29 protein-coding genes are annotated in these 26,787 nt (G+C 69.3%); 12 read left to right on the top strand and 17 right to left on the bottom strand.

Going from position 1 to position 26,787, the window contains the following annotated elements; translation table 11 throughout:
- Positions 1-4: 4 nt before the first annotated feature.
- From PV646_RS28040 to PV646_RS28025, 4 genes are read right to left on the bottom strand one after another with little or no spacing between them, the layout of a single operon-like run.
- Positions 5-988: an ABC transporter ATP-binding protein gene (locus PV646_RS28040; RefSeq protein WP_500345265.1), complete on the bottom strand. Its 984-nt coding sequence runs from the start codon at positions 986-988 to the stop codon at positions 5-7.
- Positions 988-1,809, bottom strand: coding sequence for an ABC transporter permease subunit (locus tag PV646_RS28035; RefSeq protein ID WP_500345264.1), 822 nt, complete (start codon positions 1,807-1,809; stop codon positions 988-990). Before PV646_RS28035 ends, PV646_RS28040 begins: the two co-directional genes overlap by 1 nt.
- Entirely contained in the window at positions 1,806-2,672 is an 867-nt protein-coding gene (locus PV646_RS28030) for a carbohydrate ABC transporter permease (protein WP_500345263.1), read from the bottom strand. The genes PV646_RS28035 and PV646_RS28030 overlap by 4 nt, the downstream gene beginning before the upstream one ends.
- Positions 2,665-4,044: an extracellular solute-binding protein gene (locus PV646_RS28025; RefSeq protein WP_500345262.1), complete on the bottom strand. Its 1,380-nt coding sequence runs from the start codon at positions 4,042-4,044 to the stop codon at positions 2,665-2,667. Before PV646_RS28025 ends, PV646_RS28030 begins: the two co-directional genes overlap by 8 nt.
- A gap of 115 nt (positions 4,045-4,159) precedes the next feature.
- On the opposite strand from PV646_RS28025, the gene PV646_RS28020 reads away from it, so the two are divergent.
- Together PV646_RS28020 and PV646_RS28015 are read left to right on the top strand one after the other, a co-directional pair.
- A complete protein-coding gene (locus PV646_RS28020) occupies positions 4,160-7,555 on the top strand; it encodes an ATP-binding protein (RefSeq protein ID WP_500345261.1) in 3,396 nt (1,131 codons plus the stop codon).
- 10 nt (positions 7,556-7,565) lie between these two features.
- Entirely contained in the window at positions 7,566-8,207 is a 642-nt protein-coding gene (locus tag PV646_RS28015; RefSeq protein ID WP_500345260.1) for a GntR family transcriptional regulator, read from the top strand.
- On the opposite strand, the gene pdxY is transcribed toward PV646_RS28015, so the two are convergent.
- Entirely contained in the window at positions 8,185-9,036 is an 852-nt protein-coding gene (gene pdxY / locus PV646_RS28010; protein WP_500345259.1) for a pyridoxal kinase PdxY, read from the bottom strand. The two genes, PV646_RS28015 and pdxY, sit on opposite strands and share 23 nt — an antisense overlap.
- Positions 9,037-9,116: 80 nt before the next feature.
- On the opposite strand from pdxY, the gene bla reads away from it, so the two are divergent.
- Positions 9,117-10,016 carry a class A beta-lactamase gene (gene bla, locus PV646_RS28005; RefSeq protein WP_500345258.1) on the top strand — a complete coding sequence of 300 codons (900 nt, stop codon included), beginning with the start codon at positions 9,117-9,119 and terminating at the stop codon, positions 10,014-10,016.
- Here bla and PV646_RS28000 read toward each other — a convergent pair.
- Both PV646_RS28000 and PV646_RS27995 read right to left on the bottom strand, forming a co-directional pair.
- Positions 10,009-10,410 carry an ATP-binding protein gene (locus tag PV646_RS28000; protein WP_500345257.1) on the bottom strand — a complete coding sequence of 134 codons (402 nt, stop codon included), beginning with the start codon at positions 10,408-10,410 and terminating at the stop codon, positions 10,009-10,011. The two genes, bla and PV646_RS28000, sit on opposite strands and share 8 nt — an antisense overlap.
- Positions 10,411-10,492: 82 nt before the next feature.
- The gene (locus PV646_RS27995) at positions 10,493-10,888 is read right to left on the bottom strand and encodes an ATP-binding protein (RefSeq protein ID WP_500345256.1); all 396 of its coding nucleotides are present in this window, start codon (positions 10,886-10,888) and stop codon (positions 10,493-10,495) included.
- Positions 10,889-11,009: 121 nt separating this feature from the next.
- Here PV646_RS27995 and PV646_RS27990 point away from each other — a divergent pair, with 121 nt between their 5' ends.
- Both PV646_RS27990 and PV646_RS27985 read left to right on the top strand, forming a co-directional pair.
- On the top strand, positions 11,010-12,164 hold the full coding sequence (locus PV646_RS27990; protein ID WP_500345255.1) for an MFS transporter: 1,155 nt from the start codon (positions 11,010-11,012) through the stop codon (positions 12,162-12,164).
- Between the two features lie 25 nt (positions 12,165-12,189).
- Positions 12,190-12,738 (top strand): copper resistance CopC family protein, encoded by a 549-nt coding sequence (locus tag PV646_RS27985; protein ID WP_500345254.1) that lies wholly within the window; start codon positions 12,190-12,192, stop codon positions 12,736-12,738.
- Here the strand turns inward: PV646_RS27985 and PV646_RS27980 are convergent.
- From PV646_RS27980 to PV646_RS27965, 4 genes are all read right to left on the bottom strand, one after another.
- Entirely contained in the window at positions 12,685-13,875 is a 1,191-nt protein-coding gene (locus PV646_RS27980) for an RNA polymerase sigma factor (RefSeq protein WP_500345253.1), read from the bottom strand. The two genes, PV646_RS27985 and PV646_RS27980, sit on opposite strands and share 54 nt — an antisense overlap.
- A complete protein-coding gene (locus PV646_RS27975; protein WP_500345252.1) occupies positions 13,875-14,222 on the bottom strand; it encodes a YciI family protein in 348 nt (115 codons plus the stop codon). The genes PV646_RS27980 and PV646_RS27975 overlap by 1 nt, the downstream gene beginning before the upstream one ends.
- 129 nt (positions 14,223-14,351) lie before the next feature.
- Entirely contained in the window at positions 14,352-14,642 is a 291-nt protein-coding gene (locus PV646_RS27970; protein WP_500345251.1) for an HPF/RaiA family ribosome-associated protein, read from the bottom strand.
- A gap of 118 nt (positions 14,643-14,760) precedes the next feature.
- Positions 14,761-15,234 carry a redoxin domain-containing protein gene (locus tag PV646_RS27965; protein WP_500345250.1) on the bottom strand — a complete coding sequence of 158 codons (474 nt, stop codon included), beginning with the start codon at positions 15,232-15,234 and terminating at the stop codon, positions 14,761-14,763.
- A gap of 425 nt (positions 15,235-15,659) precedes the next feature.
- Between PV646_RS27965 and PV646_RS27960 the strand changes: the two genes are divergently transcribed.
- Complete coding sequence (locus tag PV646_RS27960) at positions 15,660-16,892, top strand: IS110 family RNA-guided transposase (RefSeq protein WP_500345249.1); 1,233 nt, start codon at positions 15,660-15,662, stop codon at positions 16,890-16,892.
- On the opposite strand, the gene PV646_RS27955 is transcribed toward PV646_RS27960, so the two are convergent.
- Entirely contained in the window at positions 16,846-17,697 is an 852-nt protein-coding gene (locus PV646_RS27955) for a cytochrome c biogenesis CcdA family protein (protein WP_500345248.1), read from the bottom strand. The genes PV646_RS27960 and PV646_RS27955 overlap by 47 nt on opposite strands.
- Before the next feature lie 23 nt (positions 17,698-17,720).
- Here PV646_RS27955 and PV646_RS27950 point away from each other — a divergent pair, with 23 nt between their 5' ends.
- Entirely contained in the window at positions 17,721-18,353 is a 633-nt protein-coding gene (locus tag PV646_RS27950) for a DedA family protein (protein WP_500345247.1), read from the top strand.
- A gap of 377 nt (positions 18,354-18,730) precedes the next feature.
- Positions 18,731-19,249: a lytic polysaccharide monooxygenase auxiliary activity family 9 protein gene (locus tag PV646_RS27945; protein WP_500345246.1), complete on the top strand. Its 519-nt coding sequence runs from the start codon at positions 18,731-18,733 to the stop codon at positions 19,247-19,249.
- Here the strand turns inward: PV646_RS27945 and PV646_RS27940 are convergent, their stop codons facing one another.
- The 5 genes from PV646_RS27940 to PV646_RS27920 form a co-directional block, all read right to left on the bottom strand.
- Positions 19,250-19,657, bottom strand: a complete 408-nt coding sequence (locus PV646_RS27940; protein ID WP_500345245.1) for a DnaJ family domain-containing protein — start codon at positions 19,655-19,657, stop codon at positions 19,250-19,252.
- Positions 19,654-20,571, bottom strand: a complete 918-nt coding sequence (pip, locus tag PV646_RS27935) for a prolyl aminopeptidase (RefSeq protein WP_500345244.1) — start codon at positions 20,569-20,571, stop codon at positions 19,654-19,656. Before pip ends, PV646_RS27940 begins: the two co-directional genes overlap by 4 nt.
- Before the next feature lie 17 nt (positions 20,572-20,588).
- Positions 20,589-21,557 carry a hypothetical protein gene (locus PV646_RS27930; protein ID WP_500345243.1) on the bottom strand — a complete coding sequence of 323 codons (969 nt, stop codon included), beginning with the start codon at positions 21,555-21,557 and terminating at the stop codon, positions 20,589-20,591.
- 63 nt (positions 21,558-21,620) lie between these two features.
- Positions 21,621-22,820: an MFS transporter gene (locus PV646_RS27925; protein ID WP_500345242.1), complete on the bottom strand. Its 1,200-nt coding sequence runs from the start codon at positions 22,818-22,820 to the stop codon at positions 21,621-21,623.
- Between the two features lie 4 nt (positions 22,821-22,824).
- Positions 22,825-23,817, bottom strand: a complete 993-nt coding sequence (locus PV646_RS27920; RefSeq protein ID WP_500345241.1) for an ABC transporter substrate-binding protein — start codon at positions 23,815-23,817, stop codon at positions 22,825-22,827.
- Between the two features lie 198 nt (positions 23,818-24,015).
- Here PV646_RS27920 and PV646_RS27915 point away from each other — a divergent pair, with 198 nt between their 5' ends.
- The 4 genes from PV646_RS27915 (at position 24,016) to PV646_RS27900 (ending at position 26,780) form a co-directional block, all read left to right on the top strand.
- Positions 24,016-24,333 (top strand): hypothetical protein, encoded by a 318-nt coding sequence (locus PV646_RS27915; protein ID WP_500345240.1) that lies wholly within the window; start codon positions 24,016-24,018, stop codon positions 24,331-24,333.
- Between the two features lie 50 nt (positions 24,334-24,383).
- Positions 24,384-24,536, top strand: a complete 153-nt coding sequence (locus PV646_RS27910) for a hypothetical protein (RefSeq protein ID WP_500345239.1) — start codon at positions 24,384-24,386, stop codon at positions 24,534-24,536.
- 63 nt (positions 24,537-24,599) lie between these two features.
- Positions 24,600-25,571, top strand: coding sequence for a C40 family peptidase (locus tag PV646_RS27905; protein ID WP_500345238.1), 972 nt, complete (start codon positions 24,600-24,602; stop codon positions 25,569-25,571).
- Positions 25,572-25,793: 222 nt separating this feature from the next.
- Positions 25,794-26,780: a C40 family peptidase gene (locus tag PV646_RS27900; RefSeq protein ID WP_500345237.1), complete on the top strand. Its 987-nt coding sequence runs from the start codon at positions 25,794-25,796 to the stop codon at positions 26,778-26,780.
- The last annotated feature ends 7 nt before the right edge of the window (positions 26,781-26,787 follow it).

Raw genomic sequence — 26,787 nt, 5'->3', positions numbered from 1 at the left:
GGGCTCACCTCACGAGTAGGCCGGTCTCCTTGTCGTAGCGCAGAACGCGCGCCGGTGGTGCGTCCACGGTCACCGTCGTGCCGACCGCGGGTTCCTCGTCCTCGGGCACGATGTAGCCGATCTGGTCCTCGCCGCAGTCCAGCGTCACCAGTGACGTCACGCCGAGGTTCTCCACAATGGACACCTCGCCGGTGAACAGCCCCTCCGCCGCGGGCGCCAGGTACTCGGGCCGCACGCCGATGATCTCCGACTGGCGCGGCACGAGGTTCATGGGCGTCGAGCCGATGAAGTTCGCGACGAACGTGTCCGCGGGTCGCTGGAACACCTCTCGCGGTGTGCCGAGCTGCCGGATCCGGCCCGCGTCCATCACCGCGATCCGGTCGGCCAGCGCCAGCGCCTCGGCCTGGTCGTGCGTCACGAACACGGTCGTCAACGCCAGTTCCCGTTGCAGCTTCTTCAGGAACGTCCGTGCTTCGAGGCGCAACCGGGCGTCCAGGTTGGACAGAGGTTCGTCCAGCAGCAGCACTTCGGCCGACGCGGCGACCGCGCGGGCGAGCGCGGCCCGTTGCTGCTGGCCGCCCGAGAGCTGGCCGGGCCGCCGGTCGAGCAACTCCCCCAGGCTCAGTCCACGGGCCGTCCGCGCGGCCGTCTCCTGCTGCACGGACTTCGCGGCGCCCCGCACCCGCAGCGGGTAGGCGATGTTCTCCGACACCGTCATGTGCGGGAACAGCGCGTAGTCCTGGAACACCATCGCGATCCGCCGCTCACCGGGCTGCACCCGCGTGACGTCGCGGTCTCCGATCGCCACGGCCCCGTCGGTGGCGCCCTCCAGACCTGCGATCGTCCGCAGCAACGTCGTCTTGCCGCACCCGGACGGCCCGAGCAACGCGAAGAGCTCGCCGTCCGCGATCTCCAGGTCCAGCGCGTCCACCGCCCGCACCCCGTTGGGGTACACGGTGGACAGGCCCTCGACAGTGATACCCGCCATCAGCTCTTGATGCCTCCGTGGAATCGGAACCCGTACCGCTTGCTCACGAACAGGTAGAGCACGACCACCGGGATCGAGTACAGCAGCGAGAACACCGGGATCACCGTCAGGTTGGCGCTGCCGCCCTCGTCGTACAGGGTCCGCAGCAACACCGCCGCCGGCTGCTGACCGACGTCGCGCAGCAGCAGGAACGGCAGCAGGAAGTTGCCCCAGGCGTTGACGAACGCCCACACGAAGATCGTCGCGACACCGGGCCGCGCGACCGGCAGCACGACGTGGGCGAGCACCTGCCGGGGCGAGGCGCCGAACACCCGCGCCGACTCCTCGTACGAGCGCGGCACGGCGTCCATGAAGTCCTTCAGGATGAAGATGGCCGCGGGCAGCATTCCTCCGGCGATCACCAGCGCCGTGCCGAACTGCGAGTTGATCAGGCCGAGCTGCAGCATCATCACGAAGATCGGCACCATCGCCGCCGTGCCGGTGACCACTGAAGAGAGCAGCAACAGCAGGTACAGCAAAAGATCCCGGCCGGGAATCCGCACGCGCGACAACGCGTAGGCGGCCAGCGCCGCGAGCACCGTCGTCACCACGGTCGCGATCACGCACAGCACCAGCGAGTTCACCAGTGACGTCACCGTGTACGGGTGCTCGAACGTGGTCACGACGTTGCGCAACGTCCAGTCCGGCCACCGCAAACCGAGGCCGGGCTTAGTGTCGAACGGTGCCGAGGCCAGCCACAGCATCGGCACCGCGAAGAACGCCAGCACCACCGTGATCAGCACGTAGAAGCCGATCCGCCGGACGATCCACAGAGGACTCATGCCCGCCTCCGCAGCAACCTCAGGTACACCAGGGCGATCGCCAGGTTGCCCACCAGCAGCAGCATCGACATCGCGGACGCGTACCCGAGCTGACCGCCCTCCAGCGCCTGCCGGTAGATCAGCACCGGCAGCACCTCGGACTGGTGGTTCGGCCCGCCGGACGTCAGCAGGAACGGCGTGAAGTCGTTGGCCGTCCACAGGCTGATCAGCAGTGTGTTCGTCAGCACGTGCCCGCGGATGTGCGGGAACACCACGTCCCGCACCGTCTGCCAGCCGGAGGCGCCCATCAGCCGCGCGGTCTCGAGCTGCGACGGCGGCACGGCGGCCAGTGCCGAGGTGTAGAGCAGCATCGAGAACGCCGTGCCGCGCCAGACGTTGAAGATGATCAGGCTGGTCATCGGGTACTGGACCAGCCACGACGTCTCCGGCGACCCGAGCAGCAGTCCCAGCGTGCCCGTGTCGCGGCTCAGCACGGCGAACCACAGGAACGCCACGACCGTGCTGGGCAGGATCCACGAGAGCAGCACCAGCCCCTCGGTGGTGCGCCGCAGCCACGGGCTCACCGACCGCAGCAGCCACGCCAGCAGGAACCCGAGCACGTTCTGCCCGATCACGGCCGAGAACAGCACGAACAACGCCGTCAGCCACACCGAGTTGGTGAACAGCGGGTCCCGGACGGCCTCGACCACGTTGTCGAGCCCGACCACCTGCGGGTTCGCCGCCGCGGCCCCGGTGAGCTGGTAGTTCGTGATGCCGATGTACAGCGTCCACAGCGCCGGGAAGACCAGGAAGATCCCGATCAGCACCAGCGCCGGCGCGACGAACCCGACCGCGCGCCGGACGCCCAGTCCCGAGCTATCCAACGTTCTGCTCGCCGACCGCCTTCACCAACGCCTCTCTGTACGACTTCGCCACGTCGTCGGGACTTTTGCCGGACACGACGTCCGCGGTCGCCTGCTGCAACGCCGCCGACACCTTGGGGTAGTCGGCGAGGCCCGGCCGGTACCGGGTGATCGGCAGGACCTTCTCCGCGATGAACGACAGCATCGGATCGCCGCCGAGCACCTGGTCGTTGACGTCCTGCCGCTGGGTCAGCTGCGCGGTGCCGGCCAGCGACTCCTTCACGGCCTCCGCGGAGTTGAGGAACTGCATGAACTCCCAGGCCTGACGCGGGTACCGGGTGTTCGGGTTGATCACCCGTACGCCACCGCCGGACATGCTGACGAAGTCCTGCCCGCCCACTCCGGCCTTGGGTTCCCTAGCCGGGACCAGCGCCCACCCGACGGCGGCGTCCCGGTCCTCCATCTTCGCCACGCCGTTCTTCGGTTCCACGACGGAACGCCAGAAGTAGTCGCTCTCCAGCAGGATGCCGATCTTGTTCTCGCTGAACGACGTGAACGACCGCTGCCGCCCGGTGGCCTCCTGCTGCAGCACGGGATCACCGAGCCCGCCGCCGTATATCTTCTGGTAGAGCCCGAGCACGTCCTTCACCTGCTGCGAATCCCCTTGCCACTTCCCGTTGTCGTAGATGGGCCTGCCGGTGCCCACGAGCGCGGGCAGCACACCCTGCATGGTCGTGGCCTCGCCCATCGCGGACCCGGCGTTGAGCTGGATCGGCGTGACACCGGGAACGCTCTTCAGCTTCGCGCCCGCGTCGAGCACGTCCTGCCACGACTTCGGCTGCCAGTCCGCGGGCAACCCCGCCTGGGCGAACAGCTTCTTGTTGAAGAACAGCACGCGCCCGTCCGTGCCCATCGGCACGCCGTACCGCTTGCCGTCGAACTCGCCGAGCCCCTGCACGGCCTTCGGGATCTGGTTCCAGCCGTCCCAGCCCGTGTCGCCGACGACCTCGTCCAGCGGCTTGATCTGTCCGGCCTGCGCGAACTCGCCGAGCCAGATGCCGTCGATCTCGATGATGTCGCCGCCACCGCCGGTCTTCAGGTCGAGCGCGACCTTGGTCTTGAAGTCCTCGTCGCCGGTGCCGTTCTGCTCGAACTTCACCGTCGCGGTGACGCCCTTGGCCTTCTGCATCTCGGTGAACTTCGGGATCACCCAGTTCTGGATCCAGTTCGCCCCGCGCGCGTTCTTCCCGCCCACCGCCGCGTTGGCGACGATCGTCAGGGTGATCTCCTTGGCGTCGGCGTTTCTCGCCTGATCACCGGTCTGGGTCTGTCCCAGACATCCCGCCAACAGCCCGCACACCACCAGTAGCCCGAACGCCTTTGTTCGCCCCATCGCTCCAACCTGGCACTGGATCACCACGGCCACAACCTCTCGGCGACATCCGTGGCCAGGACGCTCGAACACACGTGCCCGTCTGGTGCGGTGATCGGCGGTATGGTCCAGACCGATGTCTGTCGAGTTCGCGGTGCTCGGTCCCCTGCAGGTCCGCGTGAACGGCAGGGAGCACCGGGTCGGCGGGTTCACCCGCCGGGCGACCCTGGGGTTCCTGCTGCTCAACGCGGGCCGCGTGGTGTCGATCAGCGAGCTCACGGCGGCGGTGTGGCCGGACGAACCTCCGCCGACGGCGCGCGGGATCCTGCTCAACGTCGTGTCGGCGTTGCGCAAGGCCGGGCTCGACATCGTCACCCGCAAGCCCGGCTACCTGCTGCGCGTGGAACCGGATCGTCTCGACCTGCACCGGTTCCGCGCCGCGCTCGCCCAGGCCGCCAAGGCACCGGAGCAGGCCTCGCAGGTCCTGGCCGACGCGCTGGCGTTGTGGCGTGGACCGGTGCTGGCGGACCTGGTGGCCGACGGGATCTCGTGGCCCGCGCTCGTGGAGATCACCCGGCTGCGCGACGTGGCCGTCGAGGACAGGCTCGACGCCGAACTGGCGTGCGGGCGTCACCGCGAGGTGATCGCGGAACTCGAAGCGCTGGTGAGCGACCACCCGTTGCGCGAACGCGTGCGGGGTCAGCTGATGCTCGCGCTCTACCGGTGCGGCCGTCAGGCCGACGCGCTCGCGGTGTTCCGCGACGCGCGCGAACGGTTCGCGACCGAGCTCGGCATCGATCCCGGACCGGAGCTCGTCGCGCTGGAACGGGCGGTTCTCGCCCAGGACCCGGCGCTCGCCGCCGCTCCGGCATCGGCGCTGACCCTGTTGGAACGCAAGAAGGTCAGCGTGCTCGGCGTCCGGTTGGACTTACCGGGCCAGGGCGAGGCCGCCGACGAACGGATCGAGGCCGCGGTGTCCGCCGTGCGCCGGCACGTGGAGGGCCTCGGGGGCACGACGGTCACGACGCTCGGTTCGACCGTGTGCGCGGCGTTCGGGGCGCCGGTCAACCGCGAGGACGACGCGGCACGGGCGGTGCGCGCCGCGTTCGAGATCACCGGCGCGCATCCGGCGGCGGCCGCCGTGACCACCGGGCCCGCGCTCGTCACGTCCGGCGATCGGGTCGAGGTCGGCGGCAGCGTGCTGGACGCCTGCCTGCGGTCGCTCGCCCAGGCCGTGCGCGACGAGGTCAGGACGTGCCCGGTGACCGACCGGGCCCTCGCCCCGGCCGGTGACGACGCGCCGTTCGTGGGCCGGACCACCGAGATGGCCGCGCTCGCCGAGACGTACGAGCAGGTCCGCGCCACGGGACGAGCGAGGCTGATCACGCTGACCGGCGAGCCCGGCGCGGGCAAGAGCAGGCTCGTCCGGGAGTTCGCCACCGGCCGCCGCACGCTCACCGGCCGCACTCCCCCGTTCGCGCGCAACGACGTCTTCGCCCCGCTGGCGGAGATCGTGCGGAGCCACGCGGGAATCCTCGACACCGACGACGCCGCCGCGGTCATGGCCAAGATCCAGGCGATCACCGACGACCCGTGGCTCGTCACGCAGCTCGGAGCGCTGGCCGGGATCGGGCAGGGCAGCGACGTGCTGATGGCCTGGCGCAGGCTGGTCGAGCAGCTCGCGGAGGAGCCGCTGGTGGTGATCGTCGAGGACGTGCACTGGGCCGACGACCTGCTGCTCGGGTTCCTGCACGGGCTCGCCGACGCCGACGTGCCGTTGCTGGTGCTCCTCACCAGCCGGCTCGAGGCACGCGGCGACATCACGCTGACACCACTGTCCGAAGAGGACACTCGGAAGCTGCTCGAAGCGTTGCTGGCGCGCCACGACGTGACCGCCGACCTGCCCGCGCTGCTGCGACGGGCGGCCGGCAACCCGCTGTTCGCCGGCGAGTACGTCCGCATGCTGCGCGACGGCGTCCCGGACGCTCTTCCCGAGACGGTGCAGAACGTGATCGGCGCACGGCTCGACTCGTTGCCGCAAAAAGAGAAATCAGTGCTCCAGGACGCCGCGGTCGTCGGCACGACGGTCTGGCCGGGAGTGGTCGCGGCCGTCGCCGAACAAGACGTCACCGAGGTCACCCGCAGCCTCGAAGTGCTGGCGCGAAAGGACTTCCTGCAACGCCGCAGCACCAGCAACGTCGCCGGCGAGATCGAGTACGCCTTCAGCCACGTGCTGGTGCGCGACGTCGCCTACGACCGGATTCCCCGCGGCACCAAGGCGATGAAGCACTACCACGCCGCTGGATGGGTGCGGAAACTGCCGCTGGAGCACGTTCCCCTGCTGGCGCACCACTTCCAGGAAGCCGTCTGGATCGCCGAGGCGTCGGGCAGGCCGTGCGACATCATGGGCCGGGCGGCCAGGGAAGCCCTCACGGAGGCGGGCAGGAGAGCCACCGCGCTGGCCGCCAAGGACACCGCGATCCGGTGCTACCGCGCCGCACTGGCGGTGTGCCCGCCCGGCCATCCCGACACAGCCGAACTGCTGACGTTGCTGGGATCGAGCCTGGCTCAGAGCGGCGAGGGAATCGAAGAGCTCACCCAGGCCGTCGAACTCCACCTGGCGGCCGGGAACTTCGCGGGCGCGGCGGCGGCCACGAGGGCGTCGTGGCGTGCTTCCTGGCAGAGAGGCGACCACGCAGCCGCCGAACGGCACCTCGACCGCACGATCGAGTTCCTCACGCGAACCGAGGACGCGCACGGCGTGCAGGCCTACCTCGCGCACTCCCTGACCCTCGCGGACAGGCCGGTCGAGGCGATCGACGCGGCACGGCAGGCGTTGCGGGGTGCCACCGGTGTCGAACGGGCCATCGCACTGGAAGCCCTGGGCCTCGCGAAGGTGAACCTGGGCGATCCGGCAGGCATCGACGACCTGCGCCAAGCCCTGCACGAGCGCAGAGGTGCCGGTGTCTCGACAGGTTTGTGCCTGTTCAACACGAGCACCGCCTACTCCGTGCTGGGCGACACGAAGACACGCCTCGCGGTGAGGGCCGAAGCACGGGTGGCCGCCCGGCGGCACGGCGACGAGGACACGATCGCCTGGCTCGACTCGTCCCGCTACCTGGAGCTGTTCTGGTCCGGCCGCTACGCCGAAGCGCTGGAGGCCCTGGCCGAGCCTGCCACCCCCGACCAGCTCACGGTCCGCGGCCGCACCAGGCTCCTGACCGGTGATCTCGCCGGTGCCGCGCAAGACGCCGTGCACTCGCCGGTCCTGCGGGCCCACATCGCGCTGCTCACCGGCGAACGGGTGGAGGCCGCGCTCCCCCGGCAGGTCACCGCCGTGCTCGGCGCGAGCCTCCCGATCGTCCTCGCCGCCACCGGCCACGGCCCCGACTGCCTCGCCGACGCGCCCTGGTCCCGCTGGAAGGACGCCGCCGTCGCGTTCCTGAACGGCGACCGGCAGGAGGCCCGCCGGATCTACCGGGAGATCGGGTCGAAGCCCGACGATGAGTCGCTGGTTATCGCGCACCCCTAGCGTCCGGACCGTGATCCCCCGCTACTACCAGGCGAAAGCCCGGCTCATCGACCTGCTGGGCGACCTGCCGGGCCACAGCGCGTTCCCGCCGGAACGCACGCTCTCGGACGTGTTCGGCATGTCCCGCACCACGATCCGCAAAGCGCTGGAAGAGCTCGTGCTGGAGGGCAGGCTCATCCGGGGCACCGGCCGCCAGGGCACCTTCGTGGCGCCACGGGGCGAGATCCACCGGATCACCCTCGACGCGCTGGTGCGGGACGTCGTCACCCGCGAGCGCCCCGAGGTCCGGGCCCTCGCCGACCTGGTCAACGCCGAGTCGGTCCTCCTGCACGGCGACGAACCGATCGGCGTGCGCTCGACCTACCTGCGCGCCACCAGGTTCCCGGGCTTCGCCGAACGCTACGACGGCACGCCGCTGAGGAGATTCCTCACGGACACCTACGAGATCCGGTTCGGCGACGCGCACCCGTGGTGCACCACCGCCCGCGCCACCCCGCGCGTCGCGACCCTGCTGGACGTCCGGCCCGCCACCCCGGTGCTGTCGGTCGGATGGGTCGGCACCGACAGCACCGGGGCTCAGGTCGAACGGTCGTGGGTCGTGCTGCGCGGTGATCGCGCCCGACTCGGGCTCAGCGCACCTGCTCGGCCTTGAACTGCATCCGCGGCGCCGCGTAGAACTCCTGGGCCTGCACCAGCCGCAGTTCGCGCTCACCGGACCGGTAGGTCAGGTCGATCAGGTCGAAGACGCTCGACGCGGTGCGTTCCAGCGCCAGCGCCGCGTCCTTCGTCTGCACGTAGTGGGCGGTGAACAGCGCGGCCGTGACGTCACCGGAGCCGTTCGCCTTGAACGGCAGGTGCGGGGTGCTCACGAGCCACGAGCCGGAGGTGTCCACGACGAGCATCTCGATCGTGCCCTCCTCCCGGTCCGGCCGCTCGACACTCGTGACCAGCACGGTCGACGGGCCCATCGCGCGGGCGAGGTCGGCGGAGGCGAGCGTCGACTCGACGCTCGCGGGCTCGGTGCCGGTCAGGAAGCCCAGTTCGAACTGGTTCGGGGTGATGATGTCCGCCACCGGCACGACCCGGTCGCGCAGCAGCACGGGGATCTCGGGCGCGACGAAGCAGCCGGACTTGGCGTTGCCCATCACCGGGTCGCACGCGTAGAGCGCCGCCGGGTTCGCGGCCTTCACCCGCGCCACCGCGTCGATGATCACGTCGGCGATGCCCACGCCACCCTGGTACCCGGACAGCACGGCGTCGACCTGCGGGAACACCCCGCGTTCCTCCACCCCGAGCAGGATCTCCGCGACGTCCGGCGGCGGGATGAGCGGACCCCGCCAGGCGCCGTACCCGGTGTGGTTGGAGAAGTTCACCGTGGGAATCGGGACGACCTCGACCCCGATGCGCTGCAACGGGAACACGGCCGCGGAGTTGCCGACGTGGCCGTGGGCGACGACGGACTGGATGGACAGAACCTTCATTCTCCCAGCCTAGAACGCCCGAGGAACCGTCGCCGAAGACCAGTGACCGCGCCCACGGTGAGATCAAATAGTGTGAATGAGTGGCCGACCGACGCTCAGTCCTGAAAACCCTCGCCCTGCTCCCGCTCGCCGGATGTGCCACCCGGCCGGCCGCCGCCCCGGCTCCCCAGCCGACCACGACGACGACCACCAGCGCCGCACCCGTGCGGCACGACGCGTTGTTCGAGCTGGAGAAGAAGTTCGACGCACGGCTGGGCGTCTACGCGATGAGCGACAACGGCAGCACGATCGAGCACCGGGCGGACGAGCGGTTCGCGTTCTGCTCGACGTTCAAGGGCCTCGCCGCGGCGGCCGTCCTGCACCGCAACCCGATGTCGCACCTGGACACGGTCGTCACCTACACCGAAGCCGACCTGATGAAGAGCTCGGCCATCACGAGGCAGCACGTCCGGACGGGCATGAACCTGCGCGACCTGTGCGACGCCGCCGTGCGCCACAGCGACGGCACGGCGGGCAACCTGCTGCTGCGTGACGTCGGCGGCCCGGCCAGGCTCACGGGGTTCCTGCGCGAACTCGGCGACACCGAGACCCGGATGGACCGGATGGAACCCGACATCACCTCGGCCACGCCCGGCGACCCGCGCGACACCGCCACCCCGCGCTCGCTCGGCTCGGACTACCGGCGGATCGTGCTCGGCGACGCCCTCGAGCCCGCGAAGCGCGACTTCCTGCGCGACCTGCTCGAACGCTCGGTCACCGGGGCGAAGCGCGTCCGGGCGGGTGTGCCGCAGGGCAGCAGGGTCGCGAGCAAGACCGGCACCGGCGGCTACGGCACGGTCAACGACATCGCCGTCGTGTGGCCACCGGGCCGGGAACCACTGCTGGTCGCGATCATGTCGAGCAAGGCGTCCGCGGACGCGAAGTACGACGAGGCACTCGTCGCCGAAGCCGCCGCCTACGTCGTGAAGACCCTCATCTGACCGACGACACGTCCGCCCACACGGTCTTGAAGTCGGGGAACCGGTTGTGCCCCCACACCTGCGCCAGGCCGTTGACCAGCAGCAGACCGCGCTGGCGTCGCCCGAGGAACCCCATCCGCCCGAGTTGCGGGAACCGGCCGGGGGTTCCGTCGTCGACCTCGACCCGCACCACCTCGCGCTCCGGGAGGCGGAGGATCCGGGCGCGCCGAGCCGGCGCGGCGTGGTGGTACGCGTTGCTCACGAGCTCTGTTGCCACGACCATCACGTCGACCACGACGTTCTCGTGCATCCCTCTCAGGAGGCGCCGCACCTCCGCCCGCACGTCCGCGAGCGGCAGAGCGCCCTCCGGTAGGACGAGGTCCAGTCGTTCGCCGGACCGTCCTGCAATACCCATCAGCATCTCCCCGCGCCCTGCTTTTTCAAGGCACAAGCCCTCGTACCCCGGGACGCGTACATCGAAACCCACCGAACCACGGTCATGACGTCCTGGGCAGATCGGCCCAGACCACGGTGCCGCCGTGGGCCCTGTCGACGCCCCAGCGGTCGGAGAGTCTGGCCACGAGGACCAGGCCGTAGCCGCGCTGCGGACGGGACACCTTGCGCAACGGCGGGTGGGCGCGGGCGTCGTGCGCGATCTCGACGCGGATCCTGTGCTGTTCCACGACGACACGCAGGAAGGAGGGCTCCGACGTGTACCGGTACGCGTTGCTGACCAGTTCGTTCACCACCAGCAACACGTCCGCCACGGCGTCGGGATCCTCGCCCATGAGCTCCAGCCGCACCCAGCGCCGGACGGCCGCGAGTGACGGCCGTTGCCTGCCCAGTGGCAGATCCGACGCCTCGCCCGTCCTCGCTGCCTGGTCGCGCGCCAAACCGCTCCTCGGTCAGATGATCAGTTAGGCCGCCGGATACCCGAGTACATCAGCGGCCAAACCAGTCGTTCATCAACTTCAACTACCCTCACGGCTCCGCCGCAACGCCAGGGGGAACCGCGTGCCCAGATCTCTGACACCTCTGCTGGTCGCACTGCTGGTCATCTACTCGGTCCACCAGATGCTCAGCGGTGTGATCGCGCCCGTCGCCGGCTCGCTCGGGCTCACCACCTTCCAGATCGGGCTCGTGTTCACGGTCGCCTCGGTGACGATCACGGTGACGAGCCTGGTCTGGGGAGTGCTGGTCGACGCCGCCGGGCCGCGTCCCGTGCTGGTCGCCGGGCTGGGCCTGTGCGTGGCCGGACCGGCCGGGTTCGCCGCGGCGGTGGTGTTCAGCTCCGACGAGACGCTGACGCCCGGCCTGGCGTTCGCGATGGTGCTGGTGTTCCGCAGCTTCCTGTTCGGTGCCGGGCTCGCCGCACTGATCGTCGTCGCGCTCGCCGTCGCGGGCTCGTCGACCCAGGCCGGCCGCACCACGGCGATCGGTCTGGTCGGGGCGACGCAGGGGCTCGCCGCCGGACTCGGCTCGGTGGCCGGCGGAGCGATCGCGATCGCGTCGCTGCAGATGCCGCTGTACCTCGCGCCCGTCATCGCCGCGGTGCTCGCGTTCGGTGTCCTCGTCGCCTTCAAGCCCGTCCCCGCGGGACCGCCGGAGGTGGTGCCTTTCCCGCCGTCGCAGGTGGTTCCCGCGTTCGGCGTCGGGTTCCTGATGCACCTGTCGTTCGGGCTGGTGCAGGTCGTCGCCCTGTACCTCGTCGCGGACAGCGGCTCCCTGGAGACGGCGCTGATCGCGTCGGCCATCGGTTTCGTGCTGGCGCAGGGCGTGCTCGTGCCGGTGCTGAAGTGGCCGGCGGACCGCCTGATGAAGGTCGGCGCACCGGTGGCGCTGGCCGGGTACGCGGTGATCGCGGTCGCGCCGGCGCTGATGAGCCCGGTCTTCTTCGTGGTCTCGGCGGGAGTCGGTCTCGCGGTCACCGGGTTCGCCGCGACGGCCTCGCTCGGCGCCGGGTCCGCGCGCCAGGGCCTGGTCGCCGGTCTCGTCACGGCGACGAGCGGGCTGACGTTCATCGCCGCGCCGATGCTGAGCGGCCTGCTGTACGAGGTGGAGCCGATCGCGCCGGTGGTCGCCGCCGGGGTGGCCGCCCTGCTCGCGTCCGCGCTGGCGTTCGTCCCGGTTCGGGAGCGGTTCCGGTCCGAACCGAGACTGCCGGACTGATCTGCTCAGCCACTACGCTGCGCACGTGACGCGTTACCTAACGGCGCTCGTGCTGGCGCTGCTCGCCTCGACGGCCGTGGCCGTCCCCGCACAGGCCCACGCCGAGCTCAAGAGCAGCAACCCGGCGACCGGCGCGGCCCTGGACACCCCTCTGAAACACGTCGAGCTGGTGTTCAGCGCGGCGATCCAGCTGCCGGACGGGGACGCGGTCACCGTCACGGGGGCCGACGGCGCCAAGCTGCCGGTCACCCAGGTGCACGCCCTCGACAACACGATCACGGCGACGGTCGACGCGGCCGCCGCCAAGTCCGGCGCGCACACGATCGCGTGGGCCGCCAAGTCCGACGACGGCGACACCATCACCGGCACGATCGCCTTCACGATGACCGTCGTGGCGCAGTCGACGACGGCCAGCGCCCCGCCGTCCTCGGCCGCGAGCGCACCGACGGCGACCGCTCCCCCGTCGACCGCGCCGGAGGAGTCCGGTGGCGTGCCGATCTGGGTGTGGATCGTGATCGGGCTAGCGGTCGTCGTCGGCGCGATCCTGCTGGTCGGGCGCCGCAACAAGGCCTAGTCGTCTCTTCAGGAGGTCGCGTTCGGCCGGGTGTTCGGCACGGTCGAGCGCGGCCTCCAATGCCGCTCTCGGGTCCTCGCCCAGTCGTTGCAGCAGATCCGCGCGCACGGCGTGGAACAGGTGGTAGCGGTCGAGGTCGAGCGCGTCGACCTCCCTCAGCGCCTCCTCCGGGCCTTCCGTCTCGGCGATCGCGACGGCTCGGTGCAGCGCCACGACCGGGCTCGGCGTGATCACCAGCAGCTGGTCGTAGAGGGCGACGACCTGGTGCCAGTCGGTCGGCGGGTCGCTGTGCACGGCGTTGATCGCGGCCTGGAGCTGGTACGGGCCCGGCCGGTTCCAGCGCAGGCAGCGGCGCACGACGTCCTGGCCCTCGCGCACGAGGTCCGCGTCCCACAACGCCCGGTCCTGGTCCTTCAGCAGCACGATCTCGCCGTCGCGCAGCCGTGCGTCCCGGCGTGAGGCGACGAGCAGCATCAGCGCGAGCAGCCCCCACACCTCCGGTTCGTCCGGCATGAGCCCGGCGAGCACACGACCGAGCCGGAGCGCCTCCTCCGCGAGTTCGGCGCGGTCGAGGTACCCCTCGTTGAAGATCAGGTAGACGACGGCGAGCACGGCCTTCAGCCGGTCGGGCAGGTCGGCGTCACGCGGCACCCGGTACGGGACGCGGGCCGCGCGGATCTTGCCCTTCGCCCGCACGATCCGTTGCGCCATCGTGGGTTCCGGCACCAGGAACGCCTGGGCGATCTCCGCCGTCGTCAGCCCGCCGAGGAGTTTCAGCGTCAGTGCCACCTGAGCCGGCAACGCGAGAGACGGGTGGCAGCAGGTGAAGATCAGCCGCAACCGGTCGTCGGCCACGTCTCCCACCTCCTGCTCTTCCGGTTCGTGGTTCAGCAGTTCCGCCTGCGCGTACTTCTCCCGGCCCTTGGCCTCACGGCGGAGCCGGTCGATCGCGCGGTGGCGGGCGGTCGTGATGATCCAGCCCGCGGGCGCCGGGGGGACGCCGTCGACCGGCCAGCGTCGTACGGCCGTGGCGAAGGCGTCCTGCACCGCCTCCTCGGCGAGGTCGATGTCGCCGAGGAGGCGGGTCAGGACGGACACAGCACGGCCGTACTCGGCCCGGAAGATCTCCTCGATCATCAGAACGCGATGGGCCTGACCTCGATCGACAACGGGCTCAGCACACCCGCGAGCCGACGGCCCCACTCGAGCGCCTCGTCGAGGTCGGCGGCCTGGATGACGGTGAACCCGCCGATGTGCTCCTTGCCCTCGGCGAACGGCCCGTCGGTCATCAGCACGTCGTCGTCCTTCGCCCTGAGCACGGTCGCGGTCGACGGCGGGTGCAGGCCGAAGGCGAACACCCACGCGCCCTTGGCCTGCATCTCCTCGTTCAACGCCGCCAGGTTCGCCATGATCGGGTCGAGCACCTCGGGGGGCGGGGCCTCACCGTCGGGCTGGTAGATGCTGAGCAGGTACTTCTGCGTCATGGTGGTCTCCTCTCGCCCTTTGTACGAACGGTAGAAGACCGTTTCGACAGGCGCGCGCGACGCCGTCGAGAAAGGTGCGATGGACCCACCACCCGTCCGCCGCCGAGTGGTGGGTTCATCGCACCGAGGTCACACGTGCGCGGGTACGCCCTGCATCGAGACGAGCTGACGGCGCATGCGTTCCCGCACCAGGTCGATCACCTCGGTGACCGTGTACCCCTCCGCGTACGCCTGCACCTCGACCCACTTGAGGTCGAGCCGGGCGTGCGCGTGGATCACGGTCCGGTCCGAGGTCAGGTTGACCCACGCGAAGTCGACGCGGTCCGGCGCGTAACGGTCGAGCGAGCCGATCCGGGCGGACGCGTAGTCCCTGGCCTGCTCGGGAATGGCGTCCGCGAGCGAGACCTGGATGTAGTCCATCGAAACCTGCCTCCTCAAGGCCACGCGGCAGCACCCCGCGGCCTCGTCGAGGCTACGTTTTCAGCCGCACCGCCGAACCGGGCCTTGGTCCCGATCACGCAGGGACTTTCTGCCGAGGTCAGGTCTTTGGCACCAAAGAGGAAACGCGTTCGTCGAGCTGCTGTTCGGTGGGCGAGCCGGTGAGCAGTTCGACGGAGCCGTCGGTGCCCACGAATGCGAACGTCGGCTGCGCGGTGACGCCGAACCGCTTCCACACCGAGCCGTCGAGATCGGCGAGGTGCGGGAAGCTGCCCATCCGGTGGTCGCTGACGAACTTCTTCATCGCGTCGAGCTGGTCCTCGGCCGCGACACCGACGAACTGGACCTTCTCGTGGCGTTGGGCGACCTGCTCGACCGTCTCCGCCTCGGCGTTGCAGGACGGGCACCAGGGTGTCCAGAACCAGAGCACGGCCGGCTGGCCGACGAGTTTGTCGCCGCGGAACTCCGCGCCGTCCAAGGTTTTCGCGGTGAACTGGAACTTCTCCGGCGGCGGCGTCTTCTCCGCGCAGCCGGCGAGCAGCAGAACCCCTAGCAGCAGTCCGAGGATGCGCATTCGGCTCCTCACCTCCTAATCGTGTTGTAGGGATTGGACTTCCGGCTGTCGCATGACGCCCGCTGCCTCCAGACATCAGATGTCTTCAGAAAGAACGGTGCGTGTGAACGGCCGGAGATTGCTGCTCGTCGGCGGACGACGCCTACCCGCCCCTCGGTCTGCAAGGCCCTATGAGAGAGAGGGCGCGTCCGCCGACGAGTCAGTGATCGCGCGGTGATTGGGTGTGCGTTGCCCGAGTCCGCCGCAGGAAGTGACCTCACCATGCGCTCCCGAGCCCTGAGCTCTGCGACAGAACGAGGTTCCTGCGGTGCGCTGGAGTCACGCACGGCTACTGAGATGACGGACCACAGAGTCCCGCGATTAGGGCGTCGAGTGACTTCGCCTGGACCCGAGAGAAGCGTTGACACGAAAGGAGATGTGATCAGTTGGCGCTGTTCTGTGGCATCGACTGGGCCGAGAACCACCACGATGTCGCGATCATCGACGAGGCCGGAACAGTGGTGGTCAGTGGCCGGATCCGCGACAACACCGAGGGTTTCGCCCGGCTGCTGGCCATGCTCGCCGAAGCCGGCGACACCGCCGAGCAGCCGACGCCGGTGGCGATCGAGACCGACCGAGGACTGCTGGTCGCCGCCCTGCGCGCGACTGGACGCAGCATCTACGCGATCAACCCGTTGTCGGCCTCGCGTTACCGCTCCCGCCACCAGGTCTCGGGCGCGAAGTCCGATCCGGCTGACGCGGTCGGGCTGGCCAACATCATCCGCACCGACGCGCACGCCCATCGGATGCTGTCCGCGGACACCGAGCTCGCCCAGGCCGTGCGCGTTCTGGCTCGCGCGCAGCAAGACACCGTCTGGGCCCGACAGCAGCTGGGCAACCAGATTCGCTGTCTGCTCAAGGACTTCTACCCGGCCGCCCTCGCCGCGGTGAGCCTGCTGCCCAGTGGCGGCCTGGCCCGCGCGGACGCCCGAGCGCTGCTGCGCACCGCACCTACACCGGCAGCCGCCGCACAGCTGACCCGCGCACAGCTGCGGACCCTGCTGACCCAGGCCGGGCGCCGCAAGCACATCGGCCGCGATGCCGACGCCCTGCACGACCTGCTCGGCCGCGAGCAACTGCGCCAACCATCGCTGGTGGAGAACGCGATGGCCCTGCAGCTGACCGCGCTGCTGGTCCAGTTCGAGGCAGCATGTGCTGCGGCCGATCAGCTGCAGGAAGCCGCCGAAGCCCATTTTGAGCAGCACTCGGACGCCGAGATCATGGTCAGCTTCCCGGGACTGGGACTGCTGACCGGCGCTCGGGTGCTCGCCGAGATCGGCGACGACCGCGCCCGTTTCGCCGACGCTCGCGGTCTCAAGGCCTACGCCGGCTCCGCACCGATCACCCGCGCCAGCGGGAAGAAGAAAGTCGTGCTGCACCGGCACATCAAGAACCGGCGCCTGGCCGCCGTCGGCCACACCTGGGCGCTCGCCTCGCTCAAAGCCAGCCCCGGCGCACGACGCCACTTCGATGCCCGCCGTGCCACCGGAGACTGGAACCACCAGGCCCAGCGACACCTGTTCAACAAGTTCCTCGGGCAGCTCTACCACTGCCTTCAGCATCGACACGGTTTCAACGAACATCGGGCCTTTCCACCTCCACTCGCTGCCGCGGCTTGACTTTCAAAAACCTGAGATGTCTTTCTGGGCGTACGGCCTTGCGCCTCCTCCGGTTCAGCCACCACGCACCGGTGATCACCAGCACCACCACGAACGGCCACGGCCCCAACGTGCCGACGAGTTGCACGAGCACGTTCTGGAACCGGCCCGCGCCTCGCACGACCGGGTCGATCGCGCTGCCACCGGCCAGGAACAACCTCAGCTCGTAGACGCCGTAGTAGGTCACATACGCGCCAACGACGACGAGGACCGCGCCACCGATCCGTCCGACGTGGGGCAGCACCTTCCTGATGTGCGGCGCGAGCGCCGAACCCGCGACCGCGAGCACGGTGACGATGAGGCCCATGCCCAGCGCGTAGGCGAAGAACGCCATCACGCCCGTCTGCAGCGATGCACCCACCACGGCGAGAAACGGGCCAATCGCACACGAGAGAGAGGCAACGGCGAACGCGATGCCGTAGCCGTACATGGACCAGAGACTTTTCGGCGCGGCCCGAAGCTTGGGCAGCCGGACGTAGAGGTCTTTGCCCAGCAGCAAAAGCACACCGACGACGACCATCAGGAGCCCGATCACGACCGTCACGAACGGCAGGTAGCGCTTGAGCGTCGCCGCCACCGGGCTGACCAGAATTCCGAACGCGCCGAAGAACGTGACGAATCCGGCCGTCATCACCAAACCGGACACGAATGCTCTCGCCGGACTGTCCCGGGCCACCAACGCCAAATAGGCGGGCAGCATCGCGAATCCACACGGGTTGACCGTGGCCACCATTCCCGCGACGACCGCGAGTGCGAGCTCGTTCACGACGACGACGCTAGAGTGCGAACGTGCCGATCGAACAGTGGCTCGAAGCCATCCCACCCCTGCTCGTGTACGCGATCGTCGGCCTGGTGATCGGCTTCGAATCGCTCGGCATCCCGCTCCCCGGCGAGATCGTGCTGGTCACGGCCTCGTTGCTGGCGTCACAGCACGCCGAGCTGAGCCCGTTGTGGATCGGCGTCTGGGCGAGCGCGGGCGCCATCATCGGTGACAACTTCGGCTACCTCATCGGGCGGCGCGGCGGACCGCGGTTGTTCGCGTGGGCGGGCCGCAAATTCCCCAAGCACTTCGGGGAAACGCAGCTGGACCACGCCCGCCGCGTGTTCCAGAAACGCGGTGCGTGGGCGGTGTTCTTCGGCCGTTTCGTCGCATTGCTGCGCATTCTCGCCGGACCGCTGGCCGGGTCGATGCACATGAACTACGGCAAGTTCCTGGCCGCCAACGCGGCGGGCGGCATCGTGTGGGCCGGCGGTACCGCGGCGGCCGTCTACTACCTCGGCGTGGTGGCCGAGAAGTGGCTGAAGGGCTTCTCCTACGCGGGTCTCGCGCTCGCGGTGGTGTTCGGCGTCGCCGGTGTCTTCATCGTGAAGAAGAGGCTCGCGAAGGCCGCCGAGAAAGAGGACGAGGTCACGCCCGCGTAGTCGCGAGCCGCCATCGCCCCCTCCGCGTCGCTCATCCACTCCCGCTCCGGCTGAGACGCCGTTCTCACCCTCCGTCGCGGACCGCCGGGATTCCGGTCTTCGTCCCGGTCGCCTCCGCACGTCCCGAGAACCCGGTCCAAGCCGACGCCGGAACGCACGAAGCACTCAGCTCGAAGCCAGAAGTCCCACAGAACTCAACGACTTCCACCACTTCCGGCCCGCGCTTCGCAGCCGTACGAAGCTGAGCCGCGATCCCTTACCTACCTGATCTATCAGACACGTCTTGTGGCCCCGCGATTACGCGCGGTATGGTCTAGACCTTCAATCGCCGCCGCGATGTAACGGGAGTACGGACACATCAAGGCAAAGGAAGTCACATGAAGATCGGACGCAAGGTAACGGCCGCCATGGCCGGTGTTCTCGCTGCACCGTTGATCGTCGTGGCACTCCCCAGCGGCACGGCGTTCGCGCACGGCTATGTGAACTCACCCGCCAGCCGTCAGGCCCAGTGCGCCAGCGGCACCGTCAAGAACTGCGGCGCGATCCAGTGGGAGCCGCAGTCCGTCGAGGGCCCGAAGGGCCTGCAGAGCTGCAACGCCAACCTGTCGCAGTTCGCGGTGCTGAACGACAACAACAAGGGCTGGAAGGTCACCAACACCGGCCGTTCGGTGACGTTCAACTGGACCTTCACCGCCCGCCACCGCACGCGTGACTACGACTACTTCGTCGACGGCCGCAAGGTCGCGACGTTCAGCGGCAACAACCAGCAGCCGCCGGCCACCGTGTCGCACACCGTGAACGTGGGCTCCGCCGGCAGGCACAAGGTCCTGGCCGTGTGGAACATCGGCGACACGGCGATGGCCTTCTACTCCTGCATCGACATCAACGCGAGCTGATCACCGACCGCGTGAGGACCCCTTCCTCTCACGCAGCAGCTCGTCGACGTCGAACGGCATCAGGGTCAACGGCGGGCCGGACAACGGTTTCCGCAGCGCGTCGAGGATCTCCGCGTTCATCTCCTCGATGATCGCGCGTGCCTCGGCGTCGGTCGTGGCCGCCAGGGCGCGCGCTCTGGCGGTCTCGGCCCGCTTGCGCAGCACCAGGGAAGGGGGCAACCCTGCCGCGCCCTCTTCCTCCCGGACCTTCCTCTTGATCCACCAGTCCTCTTCGAGCGCCTGTCCCGCGCCGGGCAACGGTTTGCCGGCGCTCGGCAGGTCGTCGAACTCACCGCGTTCCTCAGCCTCGCGGATCTGCCTGTCGATCCACGACTCGAAGCCCATTCCGGGCGGTTTCCGTTGTGTCATGGGGAGAACCTCCTGACCGCGGTCTCGATCGCCTCCCGGAACGCGGGGCTGCCCTTGTGGCCACTGTCGTCCACGAGGGTCAGCTCGGCGTCCGGCCACGCCTGCGCCAGCGCGTACGCGGTGTCCGCGGGGCAGCTCATGTCGCGCCGGCCGTGGATCAGCGCGGCCGGGATGCCGGCGAGCTTGCCGGCGCCGCCCAGCAGGTCGTCCACGAAGCCGCCGTTCGCGTAGAAGTGCGCGATGATCCGCACGAGCGCGATCACGTCGGCGGACGCCCGGCCGGCGAACACGTCCAGCTGGCCGAAGTTCTCCAGCGACAGCACCGTGTCCTCCCAGCGGCACCACTCCAGCGCCGCCTGCTCCCGCACGGCCGCGTCAGGGCTCTCCATCAGCTCCGCGTACGCCCTCACGACGTCCGATGCGCCACCGGCGTGCGCGCTGAACCGGGCCCACGCCTCGGGGAAGAACCGGGAAACGCCGCCGTAGAGCCAGTCCAGCTCGCGCTGCGACGACAAGGTGACCGCGATGAGGATCATCTCGGACACCCGCTCAGGATGCCGTTGCGCGTAGGCGACCGCGAGCGTCGTGCCCCAGGAACCGCCGTACAGCAACCACTTCTCGATGCCGAGGTGCTCGCGGAGCTTCTCCATGTCCGCGATCAGGTGCTCGGTCGTGTTCACGCCCATGTCCACGGCCGGGTCACTGGCGTGCGGCGTGCTCTGCCCGCACCCGCGCTGGTGGAAGATCACGATGCGGAACTTCTCCGCGTCGAGCGACTTCCGCGCGCCCTTGGACGGCGCGCCGGGACCGCCGTGGAGGAACACGGCGGGCTTCCCGCCAGGGTTGCCGACGGTCTCCCAGTAGATCTGGTTGCCGTCGCCGACGTCGAGCACGCCGTGCTCATAGGGCTCCATGGAACGAGCGTACCGAGCTACACCGACAAGATCTTCCAGGTCCGTCCGGCGTCGTCGGATCTGTGCAACTCGGCGAACTCCTGGCCCGGCCCGCCGCGCACCAGCGTGGCGTGGCGAGCGTCCGAGAACGCCAGGTCCTCGAACGGTGGTCCGCCGAGCGTGAGCGGAGTGTCCCACTTCGCGCCGGAGCCGCGGTGCACGAACGACCAGTCGCGTCCGGTCGCGGCCACGAGGGCTGCCTCCGGTGACACCGCGAAGCCCGTCGTGATGCCCTCACGCGGTGGCACGCCGACGGTCTCGAACGGCCCGCCGTCGGACTTGCGCAGCTCCTTGGTCATGTTCCCGAAGCCGGGATCGAAGCTGCACAAGGCATAGCGGTCGGTGCCCACCGTGCCCAGCCGAGTCGCCGAGAACTCCGTGCACGGCGCCGGTTCCTCCAGCCAGCCCGCCGCGGACCGCGTCCAGTAGCGGTTCTCCACGCCGATCACCGACAACGAGACCTGACCGGCGGCGATCTCCCCGCGCGACTGGCCCTTGACCTCGACCCCCGGCACCGGCTGCCACGACCCGAACCACAGCTCGCGGTGGAACAACCGCGAGGACGTGCCGTCGTAGATCACCGCAAGGAACCCGGAGCTGTCCAACCCGGAGCTGTCGAACCCCAGCGCTCCCACGGTTCCCTTGATGCCGGAAGGTTCCCAGCGCGTGCCGCCGTTGCTCGTGACGAACAACTGCTCGCCGTCGGTCACCATCCCGGCGGCGTCGTTCGCGAACAGCACCCGCAACCGGTCGGTCTCCGGCACGGACAGCGCCGGGGTCCTCACCCGCGTCCACGACGCGCCGCCGTCGAGCGTGCGGACGAGCTGCGGGCACTTCGCGGTCTGGCACAGGGTGTCGAGCCCCAGCACGAAACCCCGGTCAGCGGACGTCCACGACGTCGACGCGGGCACGACCCCGGTTGCGGCGTGCGCGACGGAAGCGGTCAATCCGGTCAGCAGAACCGAAACAGCAAGAACAGCAATGCGTTTCCCCCACATCGCCTTCTCCCCTCAAGAGGCTGATTCCCACTCAACACCTCTCGCGCGTGAAGCAGCAACCACCCACAACGTCACCAAAACCCCGGCACCACCCGCGAAGACCAGGATCAGCCGCGGGCCCAGCACGTCGATGAGCAGACCACCGGCGAGGTACGACACAGCCGCGGCAGCCCCGATCCCGCCGTAGAAGTTGGCGAACACCCTGCCCGTCCGATCACCCGGCACGAGCCGCTGGATCAACGTGCTGTGCGCGACGTCCATCGCCGCGATCCCCAGTCCCCGCAAGGCCTGCAGCGCGAACGCCGACGCGACTCCCCACGCGAGCCCGGTGAACAGGTTGCCCGCGCTGCTGATCAGGAATCCGACGGCGAGCAACGTGACCATGCTCAGGCCCGCCGAACCCTTGGCCAGCAACGCGTAACCGAGCAGCAGGCCGACGCCGACCGCGCCGAGCACGACGCCGGCCACGCTGTCGGACTCGCCGAACACGCCCATCGTCAGCTGCAGCACCGCGACGTCGTCGATGGCGGTGCACGCGACCACACCGCAGAAACCTAGGAAGACGATCCGCAGCGCCCGGTTCCGCCAGATCTCGCTCACCCCGGCCTTCACGTCGGTGAACACCGTCTCCCCCGGCTCCGACGGCACGACGAGCTTCGGCAGGCGCAGCAACAACAACGCCGACAGACCGAACGAGACCGCGTCCACGAGCAGCACGCCACGGGTGTCGAGGAACTGCAGCAACAGGGCGGCGAGGAACGGCCCGATGACGTCGGCGCTGTTGGAACCCAGGCCCAGCGCGGTGTTCGCCTGCGCCAGGTCCTTCTCCGCGACCAGGCTCGGCACCGCCGCCCGTGACGCCGGGAGGAAGACCTGCCCGATCACGGCCCGCACGCCCACCAGCGCGAGCAGGATCGGCAACGGCGGCAGCGTGAACGCGATGACCGCCAGCAGCACGCCCTGCGCGACCTCGCAGACGATCATCACCGTGCGGCGGTCGAACCTGTCGCTGATGACCCCCGTCAGCGGGCTGAGCAACGACGGCGCGAAGTCGCCCACGAGCAGCAGCGCCGCCACCGCGATGGCCTTCCCGAGCACGGACTGCACGTGCACCATCAGCGTGACGAGGCTGAGGGCGTCCCCCACAACAGAAACGACCCGTGCGGTGCTGAGCACGCGCAACGGGCCGTTCTCCTTCAAAAGCGTCAGCACATGGCTACTTTGCCAACACCTGGTCGAGCTGGTCAGCCAATTTGTTCATGATCCCGGCGTAGGAGGAGTAGCTCAGCGGGGCGACCGCGTTCCACTCGACGAACCGGCCGGCCTGCACGGCGGGCAGGCCCTGGAAGACCGGGTGGCCCTCCTTCATCTGCTCCGGGTTCAGCACGTGCTGGCGGGTGTCCCACATGATCACGTGTTCTTTGTACGTGCCGGAGTTCTCCCACGACAGCGACTGGAAGTAGCCGCCGCCCTCGGTGTCGGGCTTCTCCGGCGTGAGCAGCGGCAGGCCCAGTTCCTTGACGTACCAGTCGAGGTCGGGGTTGCGGGCGGGCACGGCGACGTAGAAGAGCTTCGGGTCCGCGCCGATCACCTGGATCTTCTGCTTCGCGTCCGTCATCTTCTTGCCGATGGCCTTCAACCGTTCGGAGGCCTGGGTGAACGCCTCCTCGTCGGCCTTCACCTTCGCGGAGTCGACGTCGGCGCCGAGGGACTTCGCGAGGTCCTTGAAGCGCTTGACGCCGTCCGGCAGCTGGATCTTCGACTGGCCGATGCCGACGGTCGGGGCGATCTTGGCGACCTTCTCCTCGAACTCGGCGGTGAGGTGCCAGAGCCCGGAGACCTCGGGGTAGTAGCCGGCGACGACCAGGTCGGCGTTCAGCGCGGCGAACTTCTCGAAGTCGATCTCGCCGTAGCCCGGTCCGGTGACGTCGGTGACCTTGCTCGGGTCGATGCTGCCGGCCTCCGGGTCGGTCGTGCCGTCCGGGCGCTTGAGCGGGCCGAACGTGCCGACGACGTTGATGCCGTAGTCCTTGAGGGCGCCCGCGGCGGACACCTGCGCGACGACGCGCTCGGGCCGTTTCGGTGCGGTGACCTCCTTGCCGCGATCGTCCTTGAAGGACCACTGGCCACTTCCCTGCTCCGTGGGAGCGTTTCCACCGCACCCGGCCACTAGGCCGAGCAGCAGAACCGCGGCGACTGTCCTGCGCACCTGTCCACCTCCTGATTTAGGCATGCCTAACCTATCAAGCCGGTCGGGGAGCTGCGCATCAGCGGGTGGTTGTCACCGCACGGAACCGCACGACGACGGGGCGTCGCGTCCCGTGAAGAAGTTCGGCGCCCGTGTCGATTCCGGACTCGCCGGTTCGACGTCCCGTCAGAAGGCAGGTTCGGAGATCGGAGGGTCGCCATGATCGCCACGCTCATCGCCACGCTGGTCGAGGAGGACCACGCCGAGGACGACGGCGTCCTGGCGCCCGACGACCGGCTGACCTGCCACGTGCACGGCAGGTGGATCCACCAGTGCGTCTCGTCGCCCGTGCACGTCAACCCGGTCACGCGGCATCGCTGGTGCCGCGGCTGCGACTCCCCGCTGGGCGTGGTGGTCGACGAACTCGCCGGTGCCGTGGTGATGCGCTGCCCCCGTTGCGGGTGCGGGGACAGCGCGGCGACCGCCCGCCTGATCGCCGCGTGCCGTGCCTCGATCGAGGCACACCGGGCCGCCTGATCGGGTGAGAACGCCCGATCTGCCGCTTTTGGATCACTATGTTGCTGTTCGTGTCCATTTCTTCACGCATCGCGATCGCTCTGGCCATGGCCGCGGGAACAGCCCTCGTCACGGCGTCTCCCGTGCTCGCCGACGAACTGGTGGACGTCGAGTTCGACGGTCCGCTGGTCGTCGTCGAGGGACCGCTCGCCGACCTCGACTGAACCACTGCACCCGTTCGGCCGTACGTCTCCTCAGAAGCCGATTCCGACTCCTGAGGAGACCGCGTGCCCGGCCGACGTGCAGCTAGGACGACCGCTCTTGCCGCTGTGATCGCCGCGACGGTGGTGTCGATGCCTTCGGCGCATGCTCAGCCCGCCGACGACGCGCTCAAGGTCTACAACGACCTGACCCGCGAGGCGGAGAAGCTCAGCCAGGACCACCTCAAGGCGCAGGGCGACCTGAACACCGCGAACGGGATCGTGGTCGCCGCCACCGAGGCGGAGAAGAGGGCGCTGGCCGAGTCGGAGCAGTTCCGCGGCCAGGTCGACGTGCTGACGGAGGCGTCGTTCGAGGGCGCCCGGTTCAACAACCTGTCGGCACTGCTCACGTCCTCCTCCCAGCAGGACTTCCTGGAGCGGATGCAGGCGATGAACATCATCGCCACCGACCAGAACGAGGCCGTGGCGCGGATGAACGCCACGCTGGCGGCGGCCCAGAAGGCCCGCACCGACGCCACCACCGCCGCGGGAGCCGCGGAGAAGTTCGCCGCGGACGTCTCCACCCGCAAGGTCGCCATGGACGCACAGGTGTCCACCGCGCGGTCGAAGTACCAGTCACTGAGCAGGCCTCAGCAGCAGACGCTGGCGAGCACCGGCCCCAAGGTGACGGTGAACGCGCCGGCGGGCGCGGCCGGCACGGCCCTCAACTTCGCGATGAGCCAGCAGGGCAAGCCGTACGTGTTCGGGTCGAACGGACCGAACTCGTGGGACTGCTCGTCGCTGATGCAGGCGTCCTACCGGGCCGCCGGCGTGGCCATTCCGCGCGTCACCTACGACCAGGCGAAGGTCGGCCGCGGCGTCGGCCGCGGCGAGGTCACGGCGGGCGACCTCATCATCTACTACTCAGGTCAGTCGCACGTGGCCATGGCCATCGACGGCACTCGTGCCGTGCACGCGTCGACCGAGGGCGTGCCGGTGAAGGTCGCGAACATCGACTCCATCGGACCCATTTCGGTGATTCGCCGGGTCGTCGGGTGACGCGTCTCTCCCACCCCGCGATAAACCCACGTGGACGACTGTGAGAGCGTGCGGGCCGGTGAACTGATGGGGACCCGGTGGTAGACGAGGGCAAGGTCATTCCGTAACCTGTCCGAGACCTTCGGCCCAGCAGTTAACCCACTCGGGGCACCCGCCAAGGTTGTCGCCTCACGCGGAGTAGTTCTCGCGGAGCGGCTGCCAGGAAAAAGGAGGAACCGCGACGTGGTGTCGCAACCCTCACGCCGCATCGTGCGTGGAGCTCTCGTAGCGACGGCAGCAGTTGTCGCGGCGGCACTCCCCACGGCGCCGGCCACCGCACAGCCCAACGCAGCGGACGCGCTCAAGAAGTACAACGAGCTCTCCGAGCAGGCTTCCAAGCTCAACCAGGACCACCTCAAGGCCCAGGACGACCTGAAGGCCAAGCAGGGTGAACTGGACAAGGCCAAGGGCGACCTCACCGCCGCGCAGCAGGCCGAGGAGTCTCTCCGCGGGCAGGTCGACCTCCTCACCGAGGCCACCAACTCCGGCGCGAACTTCAGCCAGATCTCCGCGCTGCTGGTGAGCGACTCGCAGCAGGACTTCCTCAACCGCATGTCGGCCATCAACATCCTCGCGGCCGACAACGCGGACGCGCTGCAGAAGCTGACCGACGCCGTCAACGCGGCGGACGCGGCGACGAAGTCGGCCACCGAGGCGACCGAGGCGTCGAAGAAGCTCCTCGCCGAGATGGACCAGAAGAAGGCCGATCTCGACAAGCAGCTCGCCGAGGCGCAGAACCAGTACCGGTCGCTCAGCACCACGGTGAAGAACCAGCTGGCCGCGTCCGGCGACATGTCGAACATCTCGGTTCCGGCGGGTACCGCGGGCCGTGCCCTGCAGTTCGCGCTGGGCGAGCGCGGCAAGCCCTACGTCTACGGCTCGAACGGCCCGAACTCGTGGGACTGCTCCTCGCTGATCCAGGCCGCGTACCGCGCGGCGGGCGTCTCCATCGGCCGCACCAGCTACGCGCAGGCCGCGGCCGGTCGCCCGGTGAGCCGCAGCGAGGTGAAGGCCGGCGACATCCTGGTCTACTACTCCAGCCAGTCCCACGTGGCGATGGCGGTGGACGGCATCCGTGCCGTGCACGCGTCGACCGAGGGCGTGCCGGTGAAGATCGCCGACATCGACTCGATCGGCCCGGTCACGGCCATCCGCCGCATCGAGGGCTGATCTCCTT

Origin of the sequence: Streptomyces sp. ID05-26A (genome assembly GCF_033794685.1) — a bacterium.
In the GTDB taxonomy this organism is placed as follows: Bacteria; Actinomycetota; Actinomycetes; order Mycobacteriales; family Pseudonocardiaceae; genus Lentzea.
This window is presented reverse-complemented; position numbering and strand designations above follow the sequence as displayed.